The 24,377-nt window shown below is 68.2% G+C and carries 22 protein-coding genes; 15 read left to right on the plus strand and 7 right to left on the minus strand.

The genetic code is table 11. The features are described 5' to 3' along the window. Window positions 1-72: 72 nt before the first annotated feature. The 4 genes from mnmE to rpmH all read right to left on the minus strand — a co-directional run bounded on the left by mnmE (window position 73) and on the right by rpmH (window position 4,115). Window positions 73-1,440 carry a tRNA uridine-5-carboxymethylaminomethyl(34) synthesis GTPase MnmE gene (gene mnmE, locus K4L06_RS06765; protein WP_221673544.1) on the minus strand — a complete coding sequence of 456 codons (1,368 nt, stop codon included), beginning with the start codon at window positions 1,438-1,440 and terminating at the stop codon, window positions 73-75. Window positions 1,441-1,738: 298 nt separating this feature from the next. Continuing rightward, window positions 1,739-3,463, minus strand: coding sequence for a membrane protein insertase YidC (gene yidC / locus K4L06_RS06770; protein ID WP_221670676.1), 1,725 nt, complete (start codon window positions 3,461-3,463; stop codon window positions 1,739-1,741). A gap of 15 nt (window positions 3,464-3,478) precedes the next feature. Further along, entirely contained in the window at window positions 3,479-3,913 is a 435-nt protein-coding gene (gene rnpA / locus K4L06_RS06775) for a ribonuclease P protein component (RefSeq protein ID WP_221670677.1), read from the minus strand. A 61-nt stretch (window positions 3,914-3,974) separates the two neighbouring features. Further along, window positions 3,975-4,115: a 50S ribosomal protein L34 gene (rpmH, locus tag K4L06_RS06780; RefSeq protein WP_036139660.1), complete on the minus strand. Its 141-nt coding sequence runs from the start codon at window positions 4,113-4,115 to the stop codon at window positions 3,975-3,977. Between the two features lie 292 nt (window positions 4,116-4,407). Between rpmH and dnaA the strand changes: the two genes are divergently transcribed. From dnaA to K4L06_RS06845, 13 genes are all read left to right on the plus strand, one after another. Next, complete coding sequence (gene dnaA / locus K4L06_RS06785) at window positions 4,408-5,754, plus strand: chromosomal replication initiator protein DnaA (protein WP_221670678.1); 1,347 nt, start codon at window positions 4,408-4,410, stop codon at window positions 5,752-5,754. A gap of 516 nt (window positions 5,755-6,270) precedes the next feature. Further along, the gene (gene dnaN, locus K4L06_RS06790; protein ID WP_221670679.1) at window positions 6,271-7,371 is read left to right on the plus strand and encodes a DNA polymerase III subunit beta; all 1,101 of its coding nucleotides are present in this window, start codon (window positions 6,271-6,273) and stop codon (window positions 7,369-7,371) included. Window positions 7,372-8,098: 727 nt separating this feature from the next. After that, entirely contained in the window at window positions 8,099-9,184 is a 1,086-nt protein-coding gene (gene recF / locus K4L06_RS06795; protein ID WP_221670680.1) for a DNA replication/repair protein RecF, read from the plus strand. A 142-nt stretch (window positions 9,185-9,326) separates the two neighbouring features. Continuing rightward, the gene (locus K4L06_RS06800; protein WP_221670681.1) at window positions 9,327-10,397 is read left to right on the plus strand and encodes a DUF5694 domain-containing protein; all 1,071 of its coding nucleotides are present in this window, start codon (window positions 9,327-9,329) and stop codon (window positions 10,395-10,397) included. A 147-nt stretch (window positions 10,398-10,544) separates the two neighbouring features. Beyond that, a complete protein-coding gene (gene gyrB / locus K4L06_RS06805; RefSeq protein ID WP_221670682.1) occupies window positions 10,545-12,974 on the plus strand; it encodes a DNA topoisomerase (ATP-hydrolyzing) subunit B in 2,430 nt (809 codons plus the stop codon). Between the two features lie 4 nt (window positions 12,975-12,978). Beyond that, complete coding sequence (locus K4L06_RS06810; protein ID WP_343225735.1) at window positions 12,979-13,749, plus strand: CPBP family intramembrane glutamic endopeptidase; 771 nt, start codon at window positions 12,979-12,981, stop codon at window positions 13,747-13,749. A 70-nt stretch (window positions 13,750-13,819) separates the two neighbouring features. Then, complete coding sequence (locus K4L06_RS06815) at window positions 13,820-14,623, plus strand: M48 family metallopeptidase (RefSeq protein ID WP_221670683.1); 804 nt, start codon at window positions 13,820-13,822, stop codon at window positions 14,621-14,623. Window positions 14,624-14,767: 144 nt separating this feature from the next. Further along, a complete protein-coding gene (locus tag K4L06_RS06820; protein ID WP_221670684.1) occupies window positions 14,768-15,994 on the plus strand; it encodes a tetratricopeptide repeat protein in 1,227 nt (408 codons plus the stop codon). A gap of 145 nt (window positions 15,995-16,139) precedes the next feature. Then, complete coding sequence (locus tag K4L06_RS06825) at window positions 16,140-16,742, plus strand: energy transducer TonB (RefSeq protein ID WP_221670685.1); 603 nt, start codon at window positions 16,140-16,142, stop codon at window positions 16,740-16,742. A 99-nt stretch (window positions 16,743-16,841) separates the two neighbouring features. Beyond that, window positions 16,842-17,591 (plus strand): MotA/TolQ/ExbB proton channel family protein, encoded by a 750-nt coding sequence (locus K4L06_RS06830; protein ID WP_064748119.1) that lies wholly within the window; start codon window positions 16,842-16,844, stop codon window positions 17,589-17,591. Window positions 17,592-17,635: 44 nt separating this feature from the next. Beyond that, window positions 17,636-18,052 carry a biopolymer transporter ExbD gene (locus K4L06_RS06835; RefSeq protein ID WP_221670686.1) on the plus strand — a complete coding sequence of 139 codons (417 nt, stop codon included), beginning with the start codon at window positions 17,636-17,638 and terminating at the stop codon, window positions 18,050-18,052. Between the two features lie 15 nt (window positions 18,053-18,067). Further along, complete coding sequence (locus K4L06_RS06840; protein ID WP_064748121.1) at window positions 18,068-18,481, plus strand: biopolymer transporter ExbD; 414 nt, start codon at window positions 18,068-18,070, stop codon at window positions 18,479-18,481. 313 nt (window positions 18,482-18,794) lie between these two features. After that, window positions 18,795-19,205, plus strand: coding sequence for a biopolymer transporter ExbD (locus tag K4L06_RS06845; protein WP_221670687.1), 411 nt, complete (start codon window positions 18,795-18,797; stop codon window positions 19,203-19,205). A gap of 241 nt (window positions 19,206-19,446) precedes the next feature. Here K4L06_RS06845 and K4L06_RS06850 read toward each other — a convergent pair whose 3' ends face one another. The 3 genes from K4L06_RS06850 to cls all read right to left on the minus strand — a co-directional run bounded on the left by K4L06_RS06850 (window position 19,447) and on the right by cls (window position 22,203). Next, entirely contained in the window at window positions 19,447-20,202 is a 756-nt protein-coding gene (locus K4L06_RS06850) for a pyridoxine 5'-phosphate synthase (protein WP_221670688.1), read from the minus strand. Window positions 20,203-20,324: 122 nt separating this feature from the next. Continuing rightward, window positions 20,325-20,591, minus strand: a complete 267-nt coding sequence (locus K4L06_RS06855; protein ID WP_221670689.1) for a hypothetical protein — start codon at window positions 20,589-20,591, stop codon at window positions 20,325-20,327. A gap of 160 nt (window positions 20,592-20,751) precedes the next feature. Beyond that, complete coding sequence (cls, locus tag K4L06_RS06860) at window positions 20,752-22,203, minus strand: cardiolipin synthase (protein ID WP_221670690.1); 1,452 nt, start codon at window positions 22,201-22,203, stop codon at window positions 20,752-20,754. A gap of 179 nt (window positions 22,204-22,382) precedes the next feature. On the opposite strand from cls, the gene K4L06_RS06865 reads away from it, so the two are divergent. Together K4L06_RS06865 and K4L06_RS06870 are read left to right on the plus strand one after the other, a co-directional pair. Continuing rightward, window positions 22,383-23,123 (plus strand): SIMPL domain-containing protein, encoded by a 741-nt coding sequence (locus K4L06_RS06865; RefSeq protein ID WP_221670691.1) that lies wholly within the window; start codon window positions 22,383-22,385, stop codon window positions 23,121-23,123. Between the two features lie 148 nt (window positions 23,124-23,271). Then, window positions 23,272-24,375 carry a PA0069 family radical SAM protein gene (locus K4L06_RS06870; RefSeq protein ID WP_221670692.1) on the plus strand — a complete coding sequence of 368 codons (1,104 nt, stop codon included), beginning with the start codon at window positions 23,272-23,274 and terminating at the stop codon, window positions 24,373-24,375. The last annotated feature ends 2 nt before the right edge of the window (window positions 24,376-24,377 follow it).

Genomic DNA, 24,377 nt, shown 5'->3' on the forward strand with positions numbered 1-24,377 from the left:
GCTCTCGCTCATCCAGGCGTGCATGTGCACCCAGTACTCAGTAGACATCCAAATCCACCGGTAGAGAGTTATTTACTTTCCGATGCAGAAGCTGGAGAAGATGTGGCCGAGCAGGTCGTCGGCGCGCACCCGGCCGGTGATTTCGCCCAGCGCCTCGTGGGCCTGACGCAGCGATTCGGCGGCCAGGTCGAGCATCTCGTGATCGAGCTGGGCGCGGGCGTCGTCGAGTTCGTCGCGCGCGCGCAGCAGGGCGTCGACGTGGCGGGCGCGCGCGGTGAACGCACCGTCGGCCGCGTCGGCGGCATCGCCCTGGGCCAGCGCGCGCAGCCGTGCGTGCAGCGCGTCCAGGCCGGCGCCGCTGCGCGCGGACACGAACACCCGGTCTTCGCCGCCGATGTCGACCGGGGTCGGCGAGGCGTAATCGGATTCGATCAGGTCGATCTTGTTGTAGACGTACAGCCGCGCCGGTACCTGGGCGATGGCCTCGGCGACCGAGGCCAGGCCGCCGTCGGGATCGCGCGCGTCGAGCACGACGATGGCCAGGTCGGCGCGCTGCAGTTCGCCGACCGCGCGGCGCATGCCTTCGCGTTCTATGACGTCGCCGCCCTCGCGCAAGCCGGCGGTGTCGACCAGGGTCAGTTCGACGCCGTCGAGCTTGACCGTCTCGTGCAGCAGGTCGCGGGTGGTGCCGGCGATGTCGGTGACGATGGCGCGCTCGCTGCCGGCCAATGCGTTCAACAGCGAACTCTTGCCGGCATTGGGCGGGCCGACGATCACCGCGTGCAGGCCGTCGCGCAGGCGCCGGCCGCGTTCGGCGGCGGCGAGCAGCGCGTCCAACGCGGACGAAGCGGCGCCGAAGCGCTGGCGCAATGCCGCGCCGCCGAGGGTGTCGAGCGGTTCGTCGGCGAAATCGATCGCCGCCTCGACGTGGACGCGGATCGCCAGCAGGTCGCCGGCCAGGGCTTCCACCCGGCGCGAGAATTCGCCGTCGAGCGCGCGCCGGGCGGCGCGCGCGGCGCGCGCATCGGCGGCGGCGATCAGGTCGGCGACGGCTTCGGCCTGGGCCAGGTCGAGCCGGCCTTCGAGGAAGGCGCGTTCGCTGAACTCGCCCGGCCGGGCGCGGCGAGCGCCCAGGGCGCAGACCCGCGCCAGCAGTTCTTCCAGCACCGCCGGCCCGCCATGGCCTTGCAGCTCGACCACGTCCTCGCCGGTGTAGCTGGCCGGCGCGGCGAAATACAGCGCGATGCCGTCGTCGAGGACGGCGCCGTCGGCGTCGAGGAAGCGGGCGTAGTGGGCGTGGCGCGGCCGCAGCCGGCGCGCCGCGACCGCCTCGCCGATCGATTTTGCGCGCGGTCCGGACAGGCGGACGATGCCGACCCCACCGGCGCCGGGCGCGGTGGCGACGGCGGCGATGGTGTCGCGGGCGGGGGCGTCGGTCATGGGCGACATGATAGGGGTCCGGCGGTAGCGGCCGTGAAGGGACCGCTCCCTCTGTAGGAGCGGCGTGAGCCGCGACAGCCGCAGCGGTGTACGCCAGCGTCGCAACCGAAGCCCGGACCTGCGAGCGCTCTTGCCCGGACTACGCTATCCGCCCGGACTTCGGATCGTGGCGTGGTATTCGATCGCTGCGGTTGTCGCGGCTCACGCCGCTCCTACACCATCCTTGTTGCGCGCAAACGCAAAGCCCGCCTGACGGCGGGCTTTGCGGAGATAGTCTGGCTGCGATCGCAGCGAAGACTCAGCTCTTGTCCTTGCCGCTGCCCGCCGGTTGCTCGGCGTAGCGCTTGGTGGTCAGCCACTGCTGCAGCAGGCCCAGGCCGCCGTTGGCGACTTGGTACAGCACCAGGCCGGCCGGCAGGAAGGCCAGGATCACGCCGAAGATCAGCGGCATGAACTGCATCATCTTGGCCTGGGCCGGATCCATGCCGGTCATCGGGGTCAGCTTCTGCGTCGTCCACATGATCGCGATGTTGATCACCGGCAGGACGAAGAACGGATCGCGCGCGGTCAGGTCCTGGATCCAGGCGAACCACGGCGCATGGCGCAGCTCGACCGACTCGGCCAGCATCCAGTAGAGCGTCATGAAGATGATGATCTGCGGCAGCACCGGCAGGCAGCCGCCGACCGGATTGATCTTCTCCTTCTTGTACAGCTCCATCAGCGCCATCTGGAACTTCTGCTTGTCGTCGCCGTAGCGCTCCTTGAGCTGGGCTACGCGCGGCTGGAACTTGCGCATCTTCGCCGCCGACTTGTACTGCGCGGCCGACAGCGGATACAGCGCCAGCTTCAGCAACACCACCAGGCCGACGATCGCCCAGCCCCAGTTGCCGAACAGGCCGTGCAGCTTGTCGAGCAGCCAGAACAGCCAGTTGGCCAGGGTGGCGAAGATGCTGTAGCTGCTGAAGTCGACCGCGCGGTCCAGGCCCTGCACGCCCTGCGCTTCGATCTGCTTGACCAGCTTGGGGCCGATCCACAGGCGCGCTTCGGTCGCGGCCTTGGCGCCCGGGGCGACGTTGACGCCCGGGCCGAGGTCGCGGATCAGGTACTGCGGCGCGCCGCCGGCGCTGAGCTGCTCGAGCGAGAACTGGCCCGCGTCCTTCTCGCCCGGAATCCAGGCGGCGAAGAAGTGGTGCTGGAGCATCGCGATCCAGCCGCCGGTGACCGACTTGTCGAGCTTGCCGTCCTCGGCGAACTTGTCGAACTTGCGCTTCTCGTACTTGTCGGTCGGGCTGTACCACGCCGCGCCCTGGAAGCTGTACTGCTCGGGGCTGAAGGGGCCCTTGTGGGCCAGTTCGCGCGGCACGCGGCTGAGCTGGCGGTAGACATAGCCCTGCCACGGCGCGGCGCCGGCGTTGCTGACCTCGTCGCGCACGCGCACGGCGTAGTCGCCGCGGCGGAAGGTGTAGGTGCGCTGGATGCTGACGCCGTTGGCGCCGGTCCAGACGTAGGGCACGGCGATCTCGTTGCTGCCCGAGGCCATGACCAGGTTGCGTTGGGTGCCGGCGTAGCGGAACCCCGACTCGTGAGTCGGCGCCGGGTTGCCCTGACTGACCCAGCCGCTCTGGGCGACGAAATACAAGGTCGAGTCGCTGGCCAGCAGCCGCATCGGCGGGCTGTCCTTGGCCGAGGTCACCGGGTACTTGAGCAGGTCGGCCTCGCTCATCTCGCCGCCGCGCAGGTTGACCTTGAGCACGTCGGTGGTGACGGTGACCAGGCCGTCGCTGCCGGCCGGCGCGGCGCTGACCGCGGCGCCAGGGGCGGCCGGGGCCGGCACGGCGTTGGGCGCACCGGGCACGCCGGCGGCGCTGGTCGCCGCGCTGGCGGCCGCGGGCACGCTGCTGGCCGGGGCCAGGGCGGCCGGCGGCGGCGCGGGCGGCGCCGACTTCTCCTTGCCCCATTCCATCCACAGCAGGGTCGCCACCATCAGCCAGGCGAGGATGAGGAAAGCACGGGTCTGATTCATGGGCAGCAGGCAGGCTCAGCCGAGACCGGAGTCCGGCGTGGGGGCGGAAGGGGAAGCGGCCGGCATTGTGCCGGTCGCGGCAGTCGCGGGCAATGCAAGGCCGGGCCAGGCACCGGCGCGCTTGAGCAGACTGCGGAAATGGCTGCGGAGTTCCTCGCCGCTGCAGCGCGAGGCGCCCGGGCGGGCGACCAGGACGTAGTCGCCCGGAGCGAGTTCGTCGCGCAGGTGGCGGAACGTGTCGCGCAGCACGCGCTTGATGCGGTTACGGCCGACCGCGTGCGGATCGACCTTGCGCGAGACCGCCAGGCCCAGGCGCGCCGGCACGGCCGGGTCGGCCTGGAAATGCAAAGCGAGCACGGGCAGCGCCACGCGCCGGCCATGCTTGAAGATTCGGTCGAAGTCCGAACGCGCGCGTACCCGCGCGGTGCGCGGGAAGCGGGTCGAATTCATCGCAGACGCTCAGGCCGCACCGCGCCGGATCGTTGCGATCGGCGCAGACGGCTGAAACGGCTTAGGCGCAGAGACGCTTGCGGCCCTTGGCACGACGACGGGCGAGAACCTTGCGGCCGTCGGCGGTCGCCATGCGGGCACGGAAACCGTGGTCGCGCTTGCGCTTGAGGTTGCTGGGCTGGTAGGTGCGCTTGGTGGCCATGATCGGCTCTACAAGATTGACGGCGAGAGGACCGCGAATTCTAGGGGTGCTCCGGGGGCGGGTCAAGCCTTTGTTTGGCTTGGTGTTTACGCAGGCACCAGCGGGCGGGGCCGGCTGCCTGTGCATGAACCTGTGGATTAGTCCTGTTCCGGACCCGGTCGCGATGGTAGTCTGACCGACCCCCCGGCCTTGTCAGGCGCGATGTCCGCATCGTGCGCACGGCCGCTTTCGTCTGCTGCGCCGCCAGGCCGGCCGACCGAGTCAGTTACACGCATAAGAAGACGCATTACAGATGGAAGCCTGGCCCCGCTGCCTCGAACGCCTCGAAGCCGAATTTCCGGTCGAGGACGTACATACCTGGTTGAAGCCCCTGCAGGCCACGCGCCGCGACGACGTGACCGTGCTGTACGCGCCCAACGCCTTCGTGGTCGAACACGTGCGCGAGCGCTACCTGGCGCGGATCCGCGAGCTGCTGTCGTACTTCGCCGGCAGCGGCGAGGTCAGCCTGGAAATCGGTTCGTTGCCGCGGGTGGCGCCGATCGCGCCGCCGGCCGAGCTGGCGTCGAGCGGCGCCGTCGCGCCGCGTCCGGTCGCCAGCGCGCCGGTCGAACCCTTCCAGGGCAATCTGGACACGCATTACACCTTCGACAACTTCGTCGAAGGCCGCAGCAACCAGCTCGGCCGCGCCGCCGCCTGGCAGGCGGCGCAAAAGCCCGGCGAGCGCGCGCACAACCCGCTGCTGCTGTACGGCGGCACCGGCCTGGGCAAGACCCATCTGATGTTCGCCGCCGGCAACGCCATGCGCGACGCCAATCCGGCGATGCGGGTGATGTACCTGCGTTCGGAACAGTTCTTCAGCGCGATGATGAAGGCGCTGCAGGACAAGACCATGGATGCGTTCAAGCGCCAGTTCCAGCGCGTCGACGCGCTGCTGATCGACGACATCCAGTTCTTCGCCGGCAAGGACCGCACCCAGGAAGAGTTCTTCCACACCTTCAATGCGCTGTTCGACGGCAAGCAGCAGATCATCCTGACCTGCGACCGCTATCCGCGCGAGGTCGAAGGCCTGGAGCCGCGGCTGAAGTCGCGCCTGGCCTGGGGCCTGTCGGTGGCGATCGAGCCGCCGGACTTCGAGACCCGCGCCCAGATCGTGATCTCCAAGGCCAAGGAACGCGGCGCCGCGATTCCCGAGGAAGTCGCCTTCCTGCTGGCCAAGAAGATGCGTTCGAACGTGCGCGACCTGGAAGGCGCGCTCAACACCCTGACCGCCCGGGCCAACTTCACCGGCCGCGCCGTCACCGTCGAATTCGCCCAGGAAACCCTGCGCGACCTGCTGCGGGCGCAGCAGCAGGCGATCGGCATCCCCAACATCCAGAAGACCGTGGCAGACTACTACGGCCTACAGATCAAGGACTTGTTGTCGAAACGGCGGACGCGTTCGCTGGCCCGGCCGCGCCAGGTCGCCATGGCGCTGACCAAGGAGCTGACCGAGCACTCGCTGCCGGAAATCGGCGACGCCTTTGCGGGCCGCGACCACACCACCGTGCTGCACGCCTGCCGGCAGATCCGCACCTTGATGGAAACCGACGGCAAGCTGCGCGAGGATTGGGACAAGCTGATCCGCAAGCTCAGCGAGTGAGTTCGACCGCGCTGCGGTTCGCGCTCATCCGAGGAGATCGCAAGACCGCTGCTGCAGTACCGCTGTGCATGATGTCGGATCGGCCGGTTCCGCCTCGCCGGTTCGCCGTTCCAGGGCTTGCGCGCCTCGTGGCTGCGCTGGCCCGGTTCGAGCGATCCGGTTCGCGGGCCACGCTTCGGTCCCGGTGACTGCGTCGGAGCCCTGATCGGCCCCGCCGCAGCGCCGATGGACACAAGGTACCGGCTAAGTGGTTGTCGCGAAAGGCATAAGTACGGGGATGATGTTCGTACAAGCTGTGGATAAATAAGAAGCGGGCGATCCGCCCATTTTTTATCCACAGCTTCTACCGTCTTCCCCAGGCCGCTTCCAACAGGGTTCTGGGTAACGAAAAGCTCTTATGAATCAAATGGTTAATTTGGTTTTCCAGTGATTTTCGCTGCTCCATCACCACCAAGCTTTTGATTTATACATCTCTTTTGTTTTGGGCTTAGTCCCACAGACGGCCAAGGGGTCCGCATGCGTTTCAGCCTGCAACGCGAAGTCTTTCTCAAGCCGTTGGCCCAGGTGGTCAATGTCGTCGAACGCCGGCAGACCTTGCCGGTCCTCGCCAACCTGCTCGTCCAGGTCAACGGCGGCCAGCTGTCGCTGACCGGTACCGACCTGGAAGTCGAGATGATTTCCCGCGTCGCGGTCGACGACGCAAAGGACGGCGAAACCACGATCCCGGCGCGCAAGCTGTTCGAGATCATTCGCGCCCTGCCCGACGGCAGTAAGGTCACCGTCAGTCAGACCGCCGAGAAGATCACCGTGCAGGCCGGGCGTTCGCGCTTCACCCTGGCCAGCCTGCCGGCCAACGACTTCCCGTCGATCGACGAAGTCGAAGCCACCGAACGCGTGCGCGTGCCCGAAGCGGCATTGAAGGAGCTGATCGAACGCACCGCGTTCGCGATGGCCCAGCAGGACGTGCGCTACTACCTCAACGGCTTGTTGTTCGACCTGCGCGAAGCCAGCCTGCGCTGCGTGGCCACCGACGGCCACCGCCTGGCGCTGTGCGAAGCCGCGTTCGAAGGCGGCTCGCAGACCAAGCGCCAGATCATCGTCCCGCGCAAGGGCGTGCAGGAACTGCAGCGCCTGCTGGAAGGCGGCGAACGCGAGCTGGAGCTGGAAATGGGCCGCGGCCACATCCGGGTCAAGCGCGACGATGTCACCTTCACCAGCAAGCTGATCGACGGCCGTTTCCCCGATTACGAAGCGGTGATCCCGATCGGCGCCGACCGGGAAGTGCGGATCGAGCGCGAAACCCTGCGCGCTTCGCTGCAGCGCGCGGCGATCCTGTCGAACGAGAAGTACCGCGGCGTGCGCATCGAAGTGTCGCCGGGCCAGCTCAAGATCAGCGCGCACAACCCGGAGCAGGAAGAAGCGCAGGAAGAAGTCGAAGCCGACACCAAGGTCGACGACCTGGCGGTGGGCTTCAACGTCAACTACCTGCTCGACGCCCTCAGCGCCCTGCGCGACGAGCACGTCGTGCTGGCCCTGCGCGACGCCAACTCCTCGGCGCTGGTGCGCGAAGCCTCGAACGAGCGCTGCCGCCACGTGGTCATGCCGCTGCGGCTCTGACCCGCAGGCCGACCGGAGCCGGATTCATCCGGTTCCACGTGGAACACGAAACGCCTGGCCCTGTGCCGGGCGTTTTCGTTTCTGCCAAGGGACGCGCAGAGGAATCAACGCCTCCGCCATCGATCGAAGCCCGAAACCATCGCCTGTAGGAGCGGCGCAAGCCGCGACCGCGCTGCTGCGGCCTCGCGGCGCCTGTGTTCGAAGGCTTAAAAGCTCAAAGCAGAGCTTCCGTCCGCAAGCGGCCGGGTCACTTTCTTTGTCCAAGGCGACAAAGAAAGTAACCAAAGAAAACGCCATGGCTGTTTCGAATCAAGAGCCACTATGGGGCGGAGTTTTCGCGGGGCTGCTCCGCACAGGCCATCCCTGGCCTGGCTGCGCACGACCCGCATCCATGCGGGTCGCCCTCCGGGGCTTCAGGGTCTTCTCGCGAGTTTGCTGCTGCGCCAAGCTCTTCACGGCAGCGGCAGCGGCAACGGTGGGGCTTTGCTTTCAGGGGTAGGAGCGGAGCTAGCCGCGACCCGGGACGTGCAGTCAACTCAAGGCCCGGGCAGCACGCGCGATTCCTCCCGTATCTCTCGATCAGCGGTATAGCCAAGCCGAACAAGCACTTAGGCTGCCGTTCCCGCTCTTTCGAACGCCCTCCCAAGCCCCATGCCGACCTGGGCGCTTCGCCGCAACGCCGCCAGGGGCCTCTTCCGCCCCGGGCCCGATCTGCCATCATTTCCCGATGCATGTGACCCGCCTGGACGCCCGCGGCTTGCGCCGCTTCGCCGAAGTGAGCCTGTCGCCGGCGCCTGGGATCAACCTGATCACGGGCGAGAACGGCGCGGGCAAGACCAGCCTGCTCGAAGCCCTGCACCTGATGGCCTACGGCCGCAGCTTCCGCGGGCGGGTCCGCGACGGGCTGATCCGCGCCGGCGATCCGGCCCTGGAAGTGTTCGTCGAATGGCAGGAAAGCCGGCGCGAGCCGCGGCGCAAGGCCGGGCTGCGCCACAGCGGCCAGGACTGGGTCGGCCGGCTCGACGGCCAGAGCGTGTCCCAGCTGGGCGAACTCTGCGCCGCCTTGGCCGTGGTCAGCTTCGAGCCCGGCAGCCACGCCCTGATCACCGGACCCGGCGAAATCCGCCGGCGCTACTTGGATTGGGGCTTGTTCCACGTGGAACCAGACTTCACTCCGCTGTGGCGCCGTTATACCCGGGCGCTGAAGCAACGCAACGCCCTGCTCAAGGCCCGGACCCGCGACGGCCAGCTGGATGCCTGGGACCACGAGCTGGCCGAGGCCGGCGAACCGCTGAGCCGACGCCGCCAGCATTATCTGGAGGAGCTGCAGCCGCGGTTCACTGCCCTGGCGGCCGAACTGGCCCCCGGATTGGGCGCGATCCGCCTGGACTACCTGCCGGGTTGGCGCCGCGACGAGTTTCCGCTGGCCGATGCCTTGCTGCTGGCGCGCGAACGCGACCAACAGCAGGGATTTACCTCGGTCGGCCCGCATCGCGCCGACTGGCGCATCGGCTACGGCGCGATTCCCGGGCGCGAAGCCCTGTCGCGCGGGCAAGCCAAGCTGGTCGCGCTGATCGCCCTGCTGGCCCAGGCCGAGCAGCACGCCCAGGCCCTGGGCGAGTGGCCGGTCATCGCGCTCGACGATCTGGCTTCGGAGCTGGACCGCCGACACCAGCGGAGGGTGCTCGAGCGCCTGATCGCCAGCCGCGCCCAGGTCTTCATCACCGGCACCGAGCCGCCGCCGGCCTTGGCCGAGATGGAGGTCGCGGTTGCTCGGTTCCACGTGGAACATGGAACCTTGCGACCGGAATGATCCACGCAGATCCGTGAAACCGGGCCGGCTCGACCGGTTCGCGATGTTCCACGTGGAACGGCGCACTCCCGCGGGGGCGCCGCCTCTAAACCGTCCAGTTCCGGCACGCATCTCCCTGAGACCGCCAATCAGGGATGAGGCCATGCCATCGCTCCGTTCGCTGTTGTTCGCCTGCTGCCTGGCCTCCTGCGCCGCCCCGGCCCTGGCCCAGGCCGACCTCGATGCGCTCAGCCGGGCCACGGCCGGCCCGCGCACCCAGGTCGCGGTGCTCGGCAGCATCCACCTCAGCGCCCTGCCCAAGGACTTCGACCTTCAGCCCCTGCAGCCGCTGCTCGATCGCCTGGCGGCCTTCGATCCTCAGGTCATCGCGGTCGAAGCCGTGTCCGGCGAGGGCTGCGACCACCTGCGCCGGCATCGGACGCTGTTCGACGGTGCCGACGACACCTATTGCCCCGATACCGAGGCCGCGCGCCGGGCCACCGGACTGGAGGTCCCCGCCGCGATCGCCGAGATGCGTCGCCGCTACGCCGCCTGGCCGGCCCGCCCGACCCCGGCCCAGCGCCGCGGACTGGCCGCCGTGCTGTTGGCCGCGGGCGAGCGCGCCTCGGCCCTGACCCAATGGCTGCAGCTGCCGGCGGCCGAACGCCGCGCCGGCGACGGCCTGGACGCGGCGTTGGCGGCGCAGCTGGAGAAACTCGCCGGCACCGCACGCAACGAGAACTTCACCGTCGGAGCCGCCCTGGCGGCGCGCCTGGGCCTGCAGCGTGTCTACGCGGTCGACGACCACAGCGCCGACCGGCTGTTCGCCGACATGGGGCCGGGGTTCCAGGCCGCGATCGGCGCGGTCCGCCAGGGCTCGCCCTATCCCTACGTCGAACGCGAGCAGGCCTTCCTCGACCGCGCCGACCTGATCGGCCTGTACCGTTTCCTCAACGGCGGCGAAGCCCAGCAGGGCGGGATCGCCTCGGACTTCGGCGCCGCGCTGCGCGATCCTTCGGCCGAGCGCTACGGCCGCCAGTACGTGGCCTGGTGGGAAGCGCGCAATCTGCGCATGGCGGCGAACCTGCGCGAAGCCTTCGGCAACCGCCCCGGCGTGCGCGTGCTGAACATCGTCGGCGCCTCGCACAAGCCCTATCTGGACGCCTACCTGGGCCGGATGCACGACGTGGACGTGGTCGACGTGGGCGCCCTGCTCGCGCCTGAGACGCGCTGAGAGGCCGTCGTCCGGCGCGGGGCTGGGGGCCCAGAGGGGAGGGGGCGCGAGGTGCTATAATTTCCGCTGGATCCCAATAGCTAATGTCTGGCCGGGCGCCGCTCCGCGATCTGGCCAGCGACAGCCTTTGCAGCCGACTCGAAGCGAATGACCGACGACACTATCCCGACCCCGCCCTCGACCACGTACGACTCCAGCAAGATCACCGTGCTGCGCGGCCTGGAAGCCGTGCGCAAGCGGCCGGGCATGTACATCGGCGACGTGCACGACGGCACCGGCCTGCATCACATGGTGTTCGAAGTCGTCGACAACGCGATCGACGAAGCCCTCGCCGGCCATGCCGACGACGTGGTCGTGACCTTGCTCACCGACGGCTCGGTGTCGGTCTACGACAACGGCCGCGGCATCCCGGTCGACATCCACAAGGAAGAAGGCGTATCCGCGGCCGAGGTGATCCTCACCGTGCTGCACGCCGGCGGCAAGTTCGACGACAACAGCTACAAGGTCTCCGGCGGCCTGCACGGCGTCGGCGTGTCGGTGGTCAACGCCCTGTCCGAACGGCTGTGGCTGGACATCTGGAAAGACGGCCACCACCACCAGCAGGAATACGCGCTCGGCGAGCCGGTCTATCCGCTCAAGCAGCTCGATGCCACGACCAAGCGCGGCACCCTGCTGCGCTTCAAGCCGGCGGTGGAGATCTTCACCGACGTCGAGTTCCACTACGACATCCTGGCCCGCCGCCTGCGCGAGCTGTCGTTCCTCAACTCGGGCGTCAAGATCACCCTGGTCGACGAGCGCGGCGAAGGCCGCCGCGACGTGTTCCAGTACGAGGGCGGCATCCGCTCCTTCGTCGAGCACCTGGCCCAGGTGAAGACCCCGCTGCACCCGAACGTGATCGCGGTGTCGGGCGAAATGAACGGCATCTCGGTGGAAGTCGCCCTGCAGTGGACCGACGCCTACCAGGAAACGATGTTCTGCTTCACCAACAACATCCCACAGAAGGACGGCGGCACCCACCTGATCGGCTTCCGCGCCGCCCTCACCCGCACCCTGACCAACTACATCGAGCAGAGCGGCCTGGCCAAGCAGGCCAAGATCGCCCTGTCCGGCGACGACATGCGCGAAGGCATGATCGCGGTGCTGTCGGTCAAGGTGCCGGACCCGAGCTTCTCCTCGCAGACCAAGGAAAAGCTGGTCAGTTCCGAGGTCCGCCCGGTCGTTGAGAACACGTTCGGCGCACGTTTGGAGGAGTTCCTCCAGGAACACCCCAACGAAGCCCGCGCCATCACCGGCAAGATCATCGACGCCGCGCGCGCCCGCGAGGCCGCGCGCAAGGCGCGCGACCTGACCCGCCGCAAGGGCGCGCTGGACATCGCCGGCCTGCCCGGCAAGCTCGCCGACTGCCAGGAGAAGGATCCGGCGCTCAGCGAACTGTTCATCGTCGAGGGCGACTCCGCAGGCGGCTCGGCCAAGCAGGGCCGCAACCGCAAGACCCAGGCGATCCTGCCGCTCAAGGGCAAGATCCTCAACGTCGAGCGCGCCCGTTTCGACCGCATGCTCGGCAGCGCCGAAGTCGGCACCCTGATCACTGCGCTCGGCACCGGCATCGGCAAGGACGAGTACAACCCGGACAAGCTGCGCTACCACCGCATCATCCTGATGACCGACGCCGACGTCGACGGCTCGCACATCCGCACCCTGCTGCTGACCTTCTTCTACCGGCAGATGCCGGAGCTGATCGAGCGCGGCCACATCTACATCGGCCTGCCGCCGCTGTACAAGATCAAGCAGGGCAAGAACGAGATCTACCTCAAGGACGACGCGGCGCTGGACCAGTACCTGGCCGGCAACGCGGTCGAAGGCGCGGCACTGATCCCGGCCGCGGGCGAGCCGCCGATCGAGGGCGCGCAGCTGGAGAAGCTGCTGCTGGCCTACGCCGGCGCGCGCGAGGCGATCGTGCGCAGCGCGCACCGCTACGACTCCAATGTGCTGCAGGCGCTGATCGACGCGCCGCCGATCGATTCGGCGCACAACCCCAGCCGCGAGACCCTGGACCGGATCGAAAAGCAGCTCAACGAGAGCGGCCTGGGCAAGCCGCGCTATGCGCTGCAGCTGCACGCCGGCGACGAGAACCGCCAGGGCGCGCTGATCATCGTCCGCGACCACATGGGCCAGCAGCTCAAGCAGGTGCTGCCGCTGGCCGCGTTCGAAGGCGGCGAGCTGCGCGCGCTGCGCGAAGCGGCGTCGATGTTGAACGGCCTGGTGCGCGACGGCGCGCAGATCCTGCGCGGCAACCGCGCCCAGGCGGTGGCCAGCTTCGCCGGCGCCCAGACCTGGCTGCTCGACGAAGCCAAGAAGGGCCGCCAGATCCAGCGCTTCAAGGGCCTGGGCGAGATGAATCCCGAGCAGCTGTGGGACACCACGGTCAATCCGGAAACCCGCCGCCTGCTGCAGGTGCGGATCGAGGACGCGGTCGCCGCGGACCAGATCTTCAGCACCTTGATGGGCGACGTGGTCGAACCGCGCCGCGAGTTCATCGAGGACAACGCGCTCAAGGTGGCCAATCTCGACGTCTGAGCCCGTGGCTGGCGCGCCCGCGTCGGCCGATCCGGTCCGGCCGAGCCTGCTCGCCGGGCTCGGCGGCTTCGCGATCGACCTGTTTTTGGCGATCGCGGCCCTGCTGGCCTTTGCCCTGCTTGGCGGCGTGGCTTGGACTTTCGTCTTAGGCCTGCAGGGCGTTCCGGCCGACCGGGCCATGCCCGGACCCGGCGCGATGATCGTGCTCAGCCTGCTCGCCACCGGCCTGGCCGCGCTGCTGGTCTATGCCCTGCGCCGCCCCGCCAGCCGCGCCGAACGCCGCGCCTCGCTGCAGGCCTGGCGCAATCCCTGGACCTACAGCTGGGTCGCGTTGGCGGTGATCGCCAGCGTCGGTTTCAGCGCACTAATGGGTCTGACGGCACAGTCGTTGCAGATCGAAATGCGGCCCAGCAACGCCGTGCTCGGCGCGGCGATCCGCAACCATCCCTGGCTGTTGCTGCTGTTCGCTACCCTGATCGCGCCGGCCTACGAAGAACTGCTGTTCCGGCGTGTGCTGTTCGGCCGATTGTGGGCCGCCGGCCGGCCCGGACTCGGCCTGGCGCTGAGTTCGATCGCCTTCGCCCTGGTCCACGAGCCGCCCGGTCTGGGCGCCAGCCACGGCCTGGGCATGCTGTTGTTGTGGGCCGTGTATGCCTTCATGGGCGCCGTTTTCGCCTGGGTTTACCGGCAAACCGGCAGCCTGTGGGCCGCGTACGCCGCGCACGCGCTCAACAACCTGATTGCCGGTGCGGCCCTGCTGACGGCCGGCGGCTGATCCAACCCGCCGTTGACGATCGGTTAATCCGGGCAGGGCTACAAAAGTCCATCGCTTCGGGGAATCTTCGATGAAACGCATCCTGCTCGGTCTGTCGATCGCCGCCGTCGTCGCTGCCTGCGCCACCACGACCTCGCCGACCGGCCGCACCCAGCGCATCGGCGCGGTGTCGCAGGAGCAGCTCGACCAGATGGGCGCCAAGGCCTTCGCCGACGCCAAGAGCAAGCAACGCCTGAGCGGCGATGCGCGCCAGAACGCCTATGTGCGCTGCGTGGTCAATTCGATTACCCAGCAATTGCCGCAGGGCTGGCAGGCGAACTGGGACGTGGCCTTGTTCGCCGACGACTCGCCCAACGCCTTCGCCCTGCCGGGCGGCAAAGTCGGCGTGAATACCGGCATTTTCACCGTCGCGCGCAATCAGGATCAGCTCGCCGCAGTGATCGCGCACGAGATCGGCCATGTGGTCTCGCGCCATCACGACGAACGCATCACCCGGCAGATGAGCGCGCAGATCGGCCTGGGCGTGCTCGGCAGCCTGGTCGGCGCGCGCTACGGCGAAGGCATGGCCAGCACCGCCAACCAGCTCGGCGGCGCGGCCTTGCAGACCGCGTTCCTGCTGCCCGGTTCGCGCACCCAGGAAACCGAGGCCGACGTGGTCGGCCAGCGGCTGATGGCGCAGGCCGGCTACGACCCGCGGCAAGCGGTGAACCTGTGGCAAAACATGATCGCGGCGAGTACCTCGCGCCCGCCGCAATGGCTGTCGACCCACCCCGATCCGCAATCGCGCATCCACGAATTGGGTGCGCGCGCGGGCGCCTTGGTGCCGACCTACGAACAGGCCCGCGCGGCCGGCCGTACGCCCAAGTGTGGTTGATAAGTATTCGTTATTGACGATTTTTGGCGGCTGCAACCTGTATCGCGCCGGCCCAAATTTCTGATAGCTTGGCGGCCCCTTGGCCTTGCGCCGTTCCTCCGCGAGGCCCCGGGCCAGCGGCCGCCCAGCCCTTCGAGGTGTGTCATGAACAAGCAAATCAGTCGCCGCAACACCCTGCTCGCCGCCGCCATCGGCGCGGTGCTCGTGTTCGGCGCGGTGTCCCAGGCCAACGCGCAGACCGCGTCGGAGCGCAGCGCCCAGCGCCGTGCCGCCAAGGACAACGAACGCAAGAGCGGCGCCTCGCAGGCCAAGGTCGAGAACGCCTATCCGAACGCGACCCGCACCCCGCCGGAAGCCAAGGCGTCCTCGAAGGGCGGCGCCAAGCTGCAGAAAATGATGGACTTCTACGACAAGGAGAAGTCCACCGAAGCGCGCGCCGCGGCCGACGAAATCCTCGCCAACACCGCGCTCAACGCCTACGAGCGTTCCTTCGCCGCGCAGATCGGCGCGCAGCTGGCCTACGACGCCGACGACAGCAAGGGCGCGGTCGGCTACCTCAAGCAGGCGATCGAGCTCAACGGCCTGGACAACAACGGCCATTTCAACTCGATGTTCATGATGGCGCAGCTGCAGCTGCAGGACGACCAGTACGCCGATTCGCTGGCGACGATGGATCGCTTCCTCAACGAAACCAAGAGCACCAAGCCCGAGCACCTGATCGTCAAGGGCAATGCGCTGTACCGCATGGACCGCTTCGCCGACGCGGCCAAGGTCATCAAGCAGGCCATCGACGGCTCGCCGGAGCCCAAGGGCGAATGGCAGCAGCTGCTGATGGCCAGCTACATGGAAAACAACCAGGGCGCCGAAGCGGCGAAGATCGCCGAAGCGCTCGCGGCCAAGAACCCGGGCGACAAGCGCGCGCAAATGAACGTCGCCGCGGTCTATTCGCAGGCCGACCAGCTCGACAAGGCCGCCGCCGTACTCGAGAAGCTGCGCGCCGCCGGTCAGTTCACCGAAGACAAGGATTACCGCCAGCTGTACGCGACCTACCTGAACCTCGACGGCAAGGAGAAGGAAGCGGCGACGGTGATCAACGAGGGCCTGGAAAAGGGCATCCTCAAGCCGGATTACCAGGCCTACGTGGCCCTGGCCCAGTCTTACTACTTCTCCGAGCAGTCGGGGAAGTCGATCGATGCATATAAGAAAGCGGCTCCGCTCGCACCGGACGGTGAGACGTACCTGAATCTCGCCCGTGTGCTGTGGCAGGAAGACCGCATTCCCGAGGCAAAGGAAGCCGCCAAGCAGGCGATCGCCAAGGGCGTGAAGAAGCCCGACGACGCCAACAAGATTCTCGCGCTGAAAAGCAAATAATTGGCGAAGAGATGACCATCCGCGCTTGGAACCTGTGACGCGGTTTGGTATATGCTAGGAGGTTCCCGCGACTGGAAACGGTTGCAGGAACCGAACGATGGCCCGCGGCGCCCCGGCGTCCGGAAACACCTCCCGAGCTGACGGCATGACGCAAGACCTCGAACTCCAAGTTAGGAATGATGACGACCGCGAAGGATTGAACTGGGCACGCATTGCCGGTATCACCTGCGCGATCGCCGTGCATGCCGCGGCGCTCCTGTTGTTGCTGGCCCCAATGACGCCGCCTGCCCAACAGCAGGAGGAAGAGCAGGTGACGATGGTGAACATCATCAAGCCGCCGCCGCCGCGCCCGACCCCGACGCCTCCGCCGCCGGACCAGCCGCCGATCGAGAATCTGGACCCGAGTCCGATCGATCCGCCCGCGCCGCCGCCGGCTCCGCCCGCGCCGCCGCAGGTCGCCAGCGACATCGGTTCCAGCGTCGACCCGTCTTCGCGCCGGTTGAACCCGCCGAAGTACCCGCCGACCGAAGCCCGTCAGGGCGTGGGCGGCACCGTAGTCCTCGTGATCAGCATCGACGCCCAGGGCAACGTGCTGGACGTGCAGGTCGAAAAGTCCAGCCGTAACCGCAATCTGGACCGCGCAGCCATGGATGCCGCCCGCAAGTGGCGCTTCAACCCTGAAGTGCGCAACGGTCAACCGGTCGCAAGCCGCGTCCGCGTACCCGTGGATTTCGTCCCGCCGAACTGATCGGGTTCGGTTGGACAGCTAGTTGTTTCGACAGCTAGTCGTTGCGTTAGTTCCATGTAAAACCTTTCTTCCTTTCCACGACATTCAAAGGTAAGCGTCATGCTGCAGCAAACCACTACCGCCGCCGCCGGAGGCTCCAACGCTGAAGCGCTCCAGCAGATGAGCTTTTCGCATCTGTTGCAGAACTTCGACCTCGTCGGCTGGATCGTGTTCATCACGCTCACGCTGATGTCGGTTCTGTCGGTCTACTGGATCGTCATCAACTTCGTTAAGAATCTGCGCCTGCGCGGTTCGTCGGACCGCGTCGTCAGCACGTTCTGGGAAACCCCGAACGCCCAGGACGCGATCCGCTACATGGAAGAGCAGCCGCGCAGCGAGCCGTTCTCCAAGATCGCCCTCGACGCCGCCCAGGCCGCCGCTCACCACCAGCGCCACGAAGGCTCGCGTCTGGTCGAGTCGCTGAACCGCTCGGAGTTCGTCGACCGCGCCCTGCGCCAGGCCGTCACCCGCGAGAGCTCGCGCCTGGAAGCCGGTCTGACCGTGCTCGCCACCGTCGGCTCGACCGCTCCGTTCGTCGGTCTGCTCGGCACCGTGTGGGGCATCTACCACGCCCTGCTGCGTCTGGGCGCCTCGGGCGAGTCCTCGATCCAGGCCGTGGCCGGCCCGGTGGGTGAAGCGCTGATCATGACCGCGATCGGTCTGTTCGTCGCGATCCCGGCCGTGCTCGCCTACAACTTCTTCGTCCGCCTGAACCGTGTCACGAACAACAAGTTCGACACCTTCGCGCACGACCTGCACGACTTCTTCGCCACCGGCTCGCGCGTCGGCGAAGTGGCCGGCAAGCGCTAATACGCACCACCTAGCCTTCTCAATAGAGTAGTTGGAGTTCGGACATGGCCTTTAGTGCAGGCAACGACAGCGGCGGCCCGATGGCCACCATCAACGTCACGCCCCTGGTGGACGTGATGCTGGTGCTGCTGATCATTTTCATGATCACCGCACCGCTGATGACCCATAAGGTCGAAATCAAGCTGCCCGAAGCCACTCTCGCCAAGCCTGAGGAGGCGCCGAAGACGCCGCCGATCACCCTGGCCATCCAGGAGAGCGGCGCGATCTATTGGAACGACGAACCCGTCACCATGGATCAGCTGGAAAGCCGTCTTTCGGTCGAAGCGCAGAAGACCCCGCAGCCGCAGATCAACGTCCGCGGCGACCGCACCGCCAAGTACCGCATCGTCAACAATGTGGTCACGGTGGCGCAGAAGCAGGGCATGCGCAAGGTCGGCTTCGTCGCGATCAAAGAACGTTAATCGGAGACAAGAGACATGGCTTTCAGCAACAACTCCGATAGCGGCGCGATCTCCGACATCAACGTCACTCCGCTGGTCGACGTGCTGTTGGTGCTGCTGATCATCTTCATGGTCACGGCGCCGACGGTGTCCTACCCGATCGACGTCAACCTGCCGCAACCGACGTTGAACCCGCCGCCCCAGACGCAGGAGCCGCCGCCGCCGATCTCGCTGCGGATCGACGCGACCGGGACGGTGTTCTGGAACAACAACCCCACGCCGCTGCAGGCGATCCCGGGGATGATGAAGGAAACGGTTCAACGCGATCCCACCAATCAACCTCTGCTAGAAATCGACACCAACGACGATGCCGAATACGGCATCCTCGCCAAGGTGCTGGCTTACGCCAAAAACGCAGATATGAAAAAGATCGGTTTCGTCCAGAAGTAAGCTCTACGCCGAAACCGACGCTTACCGTCGTGAAACGCCGCCCGCTTGGGCGGCGTTTTTTTTTTGCCCGCGGCATTCGCGATCGGGTGCCGCGCAGCCGATCGGCGGCAGCGCGGCGGCGATCGGCTAGGTGTGTTCGGCCGTTCGGATTCGGCCAGGTTCGACCGCATGCGCCGTCGCCGCGTTGCCGCCATCGCCAACGAGTCGGGCCGGTCGCGCATCCCGGCGACGGAACGAATGAGACGCGCTTGCGTTATCTGCTGTGACCGGCTTAACGTAAATCCGGGCAGCCCGCCCCAGGATGGAGGTGCACATGGCCGGTTCCAGGTTCTCCGCTCCCGCTTACGCCGGCAACGCGCCGGTGGCCGAAATCAACGTCACGCCCCTGGTCGACGTGATGCTGGTCCTGCTGATCATCTTCATGGTCACCGCGCCGGCGCTGACCGGAAAAATCGACCTCGGCCTGCCCGTCCCCGGCAAGACCGCCGCCGAGCCGCCGCCGAAGGCCAGCTTGATGGTGCGCCAGGACGGCGGCTTCGAACTCGACGGCCGCAGCCTGGCGGCCGGCGAACTGCCGGCGGCATTGAAGGCGCTGGCGCGCAGCGCACCGAACACCGTGCTCGAAATCGGCGCCAACGCCGATGCCGACTACCAGGGCTTCGCCCATGCCCTGTCGGCCGCGCAGGACAGCGGGATCGAGAACATCTCCACATCGACGCGCTGAGTCCGGCAACACCGACGCGCAACGGCCGCCACCGCGCGGCCGTTGTCGTTCGCCGTATCTCCTGTAGGAGCGGCGTCAGCCGCGACAACCGAAGCGGTGAAATACCACGTAGCCTGCCGAAGCCCGGTCGGTCGGCGGTTCGATAAAAATGCCCGTATGCCCGTATGCCCGGGCTTCGGCCGCGACGCTCGCGTACACCTCTGCGGTTGTCGCGGCTCACGCCGCTCCTACAGGCAAGCGTTCAGGCGGCTTCGCCGATCACCCGCAGATAGGCGCGCACCGTCGCGTCGAGGCCTTGGTACAGGGCTTCGCCGATCAGGGCGTGGCCGATCGACACTTCGAGCACGTTCGGCACGCCGCGCAGGAAGGCGCCGAGATTGGCCTGGCTGAGGTCGTGGCCGGCGTTGACGCCGAGCCCGGCGGCCTGGGCGCGGCGCGCGGCCGCGGCGAAGGCGGCGACCGCGGTGTCGCTGCGGCCTTGGGCGTGGGCTTCGGCGTAGGGCCCGGTGTACAGCTCGACCCGGTCGGCGCCGAGCGCGGCGGCCAGCTCGATGCCGGCGCGATCGGCGTCGGCGAACACGCTGACCCGGCAACCCAATGCGCGCAGCTCGGCGATGCGCGGGCGCAGGGTTTCGGCGTCGCGGATGAAATCGAAACCGTGGTCGGAGGTGAGCTGGTCGTCGCCGTCCGGGACCAGGGTCGCCTGCGCCGGGCGGGTGCGTTGGCACAGCTCGAACAGGCCCGGGTAGCCGTCGCGCGGCGGCGCGAAGGGATTGCCTTCGATATTGAATTCCACGCCGCGTACGCGGGTCAGCTCGGCCAGCGCGTACACGTCGTCGGCGCGGATATGGCGGGCGTCGGGGCGCGGATGCACGGTGATGCCGTGCGCGCCGGCGTCCAGGCAGGCGCGCGCCGCGCGCACGACATCGGGTTCGGCGCCGCCGCGCGAGTTGCGCAGCACGGCGATCTTGTTGACGTTGACGCTGAGCACGGTCATGCGCACAGCCTAACCCGCCGCGTGCGTCGCGGCGAGCGGCGCACGCGCGATGGCCGATGCGGCGGGATGCGCCGGGCCGAGCCGGTGCGCAGGAAAACAGACGACCGCGGTCGCGGCCGGACTCAACGCGGCGCGTTGTCCGCCTGCGACGCCGCCGCGGCGAGCTTGCGCGCTTCGGCCTGCTCGCGCAGACGGCGCAGTTCGACCGGGTCGATGATCACCGACACGTCGCGGCTGGTGCTGTCCAGGCGCCGCGCCAGCAGGCTCATCACGCCCGCGACCAGCAGGCCGAGCGCGGCCAGCAGGCTCAGCGCGAGGATCGCCGGCGAGTTGGTCTTCAGCGCCAGCACGAAGGCGGCGGCGGCCAGCAGCAGATAAACCCAAGGCATTGCGCGTACTCCCTGACGTAGGCTCCGACTCCGAACCGGCGCGGCGGTCCGGCCGCCCGGCACCGGCCTGGGCGGCCGGGCGGGTCCGATTCGAGTTTAGCGCGGCTCGGCGACCGCAACAGCCGGTCCGCGCCGCGGATGCGACCGGCGGCACAACCGGCTAGAGCAACGGCGAAACCAGCCGCGCCAGGGCCTCCGGCAGGCGGGTGCGCCACAGCGAGCGGTTGCGGTCGGGGCGCACCCGCGGCGCCCGCGAGCATTCGTCCTGGATCAGCGCCGCCAGCTCGCCGGCCAGGCCGGCGTCGTAGAACATCACCGAAATCTCGAAGTTCAGGCGGAAGCTGCGGTGGTCGAAATTGGCGCTGCCGATGATCGCCATCTTGTCGTCGCACAGCAGCGCCTTGGTGTGCAGCATGCGCGGGCCGTACTCATGGATCTTGACCCCGGCCTCGAGCAGTTCGTCGAAGTAGGAACGCGCCGCATAGGTGACCAGGCGGCTGTCGCTGAGCTTGGGCACCAGCAGGCGCACGTCCAGTCCGCCCAGCGCGGCCGAGGTCAGCGCCATGCGCGCGGCCTCGCTCGGGACGAAGTACGGCGTGACCAGCCAGACCCGGCGCTGGGCGGCGTGGATCGCGCCGACGTGCACGCGGTGGATCGCCTCCCAGGGCGAATCCGGCCCCGAGCTGACCACCTGCGAAGCGACGCGCCCGGGCTGCGGCGGCGGATGCTGGATCTTCAGCGGCGGCTGGCCGGTGGCGTAGCACCAGTCCTCGGTGAAGACCAGGTCGAGCTCGCGCACCACATCGCCTTCCAGGCGCAGATGCAGGTCGCGGTAAGCGTCCTCGCGCAGGCGCTCGTCTTCCTCGTCGGTGATGTTGATCCCGCCGGTGTAGCCGACCAGGCCGTCGATGACCACGATCTTGCGGTGGGTGCGCAGGTTCAGCCACGGCCGCCGCCAGAACCAGCGCAGCCTCATCGGATGGAACCAGGCTACCTCCGCGCCGGCCTCGAGCAAGGGCCGGATGAAGCGCCGCGAGGTCTGGCCGGAGCCGACCGCGTCCATCAGCAGGCGCACCTTGACCCCGGCCCGGGCGCGCTCGATCAAGGCATCGCGCAGCGCGGTGCCGGTGCGGTCGGGCAGATAGATGTAGTACTCCAGATGGATGTGGTCGCGCGCCTGGGCGATGTCGGCCAGCAGCGCGGCGTACTTGGCGCCGCCGTCGATCAGCAGGCGTGCCTGGGTCGCCGTGGTCGGCGGCAGCCCGGTGGTGGCCTGGCCGAGCTTGGCCAGTTCGATCGCCTCCGGCGAAGGCGTCAGCCCCGGCGGCGGCGCCGGCAGCGAGGCGCGGGCGCGCACCCGGCGCAGGCGCTGGCGATGGATGCGCAGCGGACCGAAGAAGTAATAGATCAGGAAACCGATGTAGGGCAGCACGGCCAGGCTGATCAACCAACTGATCGTCGCCACCGGCTCGCGCTTCTGCAGCACGATCCACAGGCTCAGCCAGACCAGGTACACGGCCCAGCCGATCGTCAGGTACAGGCCGATGCGGGGAATGGCGAGCAGGTCTTGCCAAAGATCGGGCAGCAGGTCCAGCACGTTGGGCGACTCCATTGCTGAGCGGCGACGCCGGTGCGGTCGCGCGCGGCCTAGGCTAGCCCGCCGGCCCGGGCCGGCATAGTCCGCCGGCCGGGCGTTTCGCCGCCGCGGCGACTGCGCGGACCGGCAAAGACCGCGCTGGCGGCGCCGAGTTAGGATGCGGCCACGCCCGCCAGACCACAGGAAGGTCCCGCATGTTCCGCCGGCATCTCGTCGCCATCGCCCTGCTCTTCCCGCTCTCCTCGCCGGCATCGGCCGACACCGCACCGCGCAGCGTCGACGTGTCGGCGTCGGCCGAGATCAAGGTCGTGCCGGACGTGATCCTGCTCGACGTCGGCGTCGAAACGCGCCATGCCCAGCTCGACCAGGCCAAGCGCAGCAACGACGACAACGTCGCCCAGGCGCTGGCCTTCCTCAAGCGCAGCGGCGTGCCCGACAAGGACGTGCAGACCGACTTCATCAGCATCGAGCCCAGCTACCACGCCGACTATTCGCTCACCCGACCGCAGATCTACATCGTGCGCAAGAGCATCGGCATCAAGCTGAGCCGCATCGGCGATCTGGAGAAGGTGCTGACCGGCCTGCTGTCGAGCGGCGTGCAGTACATCCACGGCATCGAGTTCCGCACCACCGAACTGCGCAAGCACCGCGACGCGGCGCGCGCGCTGGCGGTGCAGGCGGCGAAGCAGAAGGCCGATGCCTTGGCCGCCGAACTCGGGGTGCGGCGCGGGCCGGTGCTGAACGTCTCGGAGTCGTACGCCGGCGGCTGGTGGCGCAGCGGCAGCCGCTGGGGCGGCGGCATGAGCGGCGGGCAGATGATGCAGAACGTGATGCAGAACAGCGCCGGCGGCGGCGAGTCGGCCGACGGCGAAACCCTGTCGGTGGGCCAGATCAGCGTCAGCGCCTCGGTCAGCACCCGCTTCGCGATCGAATAACGGCTGCGCCGGCCCGGGCTCGGACCCGGGCATTCGGCCGGCGCCGGGCGCCGGGCGAGCGCATTCAGCCTGCCGGCGCGGCGCCGCCGGAACCCAGCGATCCGGTGGCGTCGCGGATCCTGCGACGCCGGCGGCGTAGGCTGCGCGAATGGACTCGGCGCGCAAAACCCTGACCAATCTGCAACCGGCGGCGATCAAGGGCCGCGGTTCGGCGTCCTACCTGGCCGGCCGCTACGAGGTGCGCACCGCCCACGGCGAGGACGACGGCTGGGGCTCGCTGTACGCGGACGCCGAGCCGGACTCGCGCCCCGACACCCAGGTCAGCGAGGAAACCGCGCGCAGCATCATCAGCCGCAACGATTCGCCCGACATCGCCTTCGGCCAGTCGCTCAATCCTTATCGCGGTTGCGAGCACGGCTGCGTCTATTGCTTCGCCCGGCCCTCGCACGCCTACCTGGAACTGTCGCCGGGGCTGGATTTCGAAACCCGGCTATTCGCCAAGGTCAACGCCGCCGAGCGGCTGCAGACCGAACTCGCCCGCCCCGGCTACGTCTGCTCGCCGATCGCGCTGGGCATCAACACCGACTCCTACCAGCCGATCGAGCGCCGCTACCGGATCACCCGCGGCGTGATCGAAGTGCTCGACGCCTGCTCGCATCCCTTCAGCCTGCTGACCAAGAACGCCTCGGTGGTGCGCGATATCGAGGTGCTGGCGTCGATGGCGCAACGCAAGCTGGTCTCGGTGTACTTCTCGGTGACCACGCTCGACAACCAATTGTCGGCGCGGATGGAGCCGCGCGCCTCGGCGCCGCATGCGCGGCTCAAGGCCATGCGCGCCCTGGCCGAGGCCGGGGTGCCGGTCGGGGTGATGGTCGCGCCGGTGATTCCGATGATCAACGACGGCGAGATCGAACGCATCCTCGAAGCCGCCCACGCGGCCGGCGCGCGCGCCGCCGGCTACGTGCTGCTGCGCCTGCCGCACGAACTCAAGCAGGTCTGGCGCGACTGGCTGCAGCTGCACTACCCCGACCGCGCCGCGCATGCGATGAGCCTGATCCAGCAGATGCGCGGCGGCAAGGACTACGACGCGAGCTTCGGCAAGCGCCAGCGCGGCGAGGGACCGTTCGCGCAACTGATCGCACAGCGCTTCCGCAAGGCCTGGCGCCAGCACGGCTTCGGCCGCCTGCCGGCGCTGGACACCGGCGCCTTCGTGCCGCCGCGCAAGCCGACGCCGCAGCTGGATCTGTTCTAGGG

The sequence above is a fragment of the Lysobacter sp. BMK333-48F3 genome, from assembly GCF_019733395.1.
In the GTDB taxonomy this organism is placed as follows: Bacteria; Pseudomonadota; Gammaproteobacteria; order Xanthomonadales; family Xanthomonadaceae; genus Lysobacter.

Coding starts and splice junctions, on each gene's coding strand:
- rnpA (WP_221670677.1), bottom strand. CDS start 3,913: ATGAATTCGACCCGCTTCCCGCGCACCGCGCGGGTACGCGCGCGTTCG.
- K4L06_RS06820 (WP_221670684.1), top strand. CDS start 14,768: ATGAACAAGCAAATCAGTCGCCGCAACACCCTGCTCGCCGCCGCCATC.
- rpmH (WP_036139660.1), bottom strand. CDS start 4,115: ATGGCCACCAAGCGCACCTACCAGCCCAGCAACCTCAAGCGCAAGCGC.
- K4L06_RS06815 (WP_221670683.1), top strand. CDS start 13,820: ATGAAACGCATCCTGCTCGGTCTGTCGATCGCCGCCGTCGTCGCTGCC.
- K4L06_RS06830 (WP_064748119.1), top strand. CDS start 16,842: ATGCTGCAGCAAACCACTACCGCCGCCGCCGGAGGCTCCAACGCTGAA.
- K4L06_RS06845 (WP_221670687.1), top strand. CDS start 18,795: ATGGCCGGTTCCAGGTTCTCCGCTCCCGCTTACGCCGGCAACGCGCCG.
- K4L06_RS06800 (WP_221670681.1), top strand. CDS start 9,327: ATGCCATCGCTCCGTTCGCTGTTGTTCGCCTGCTGCCTGGCCTCCTGC.
- recF (WP_221670680.1), top strand. CDS start 8,099: ATGCATGTGACCCGCCTGGACGCCCGCGGCTTGCGCCGCTTCGCCGAA.
- K4L06_RS06825 (WP_221670685.1), top strand. CDS start 16,140: ATGACGCAAGACCTCGAACTCCAAGTTAGGAATGATGACGACCGCGAA.
- K4L06_RS06835 (WP_221670686.1), top strand. CDS start 17,636: ATGGCCTTTAGTGCAGGCAACGACAGCGGCGGCCCGATGGCCACCATC.
- K4L06_RS06865 (WP_221670691.1), top strand. CDS start 22,383: ATGTTCCGCCGGCATCTCGTCGCCATCGCCCTGCTCTTCCCGCTCTCC.
- K4L06_RS06855 (WP_221670689.1), bottom strand. CDS start 20,591: ATGCCTTGGGTTTATCTGCTGCTGGCCGCCGCCGCCTTCGTGCTGGCG.
- cls (WP_221670690.1), bottom strand. CDS start 22,203: ATGGAGTCGCCCAACGTGCTGGACCTGCTGCCCGATCTTTGGCAAGAC.
- K4L06_RS06850 (WP_221670688.1), bottom strand. CDS start 20,202: ATGACCGTGCTCAGCGTCAACGTCAACAAGATCGCCGTGCTGCGCAAC.
- dnaA (WP_221670678.1), top strand. CDS start 4,408: ATGGAAGCCTGGCCCCGCTGCCTCGAACGCCTCGAAGCCGAATTTCCG.
- gyrB (WP_221670682.1), top strand. CDS start 10,545: ATGACCGACGACACTATCCCGACCCCGCCCTCGACCACGTACGACTCC.
- yidC (WP_221670676.1), bottom strand. CDS start 3,463: ATGAATCAGACCCGTGCTTTCCTCATCCTCGCCTGGCTGATGGTGGCG.
- K4L06_RS06840 (WP_064748121.1), top strand. CDS start 18,068: ATGGCTTTCAGCAACAACTCCGATAGCGGCGCGATCTCCGACATCAAC.
- dnaN (WP_221670679.1), top strand. CDS start 6,271: ATGCGTTTCAGCCTGCAACGCGAAGTCTTTCTCAAGCCGTTGGCCCAG.
- K4L06_RS06870 (WP_221670692.1), top strand. CDS start 23,272: ATGGACTCGGCGCGCAAAACCCTGACCAATCTGCAACCGGCGGCGATC.
- mnmE (WP_221673544.1), bottom strand. CDS start 1,440: ATGACCGACGCCCCCGCCCGCGACACCATCGCCGCCGTCGCCACCGCG.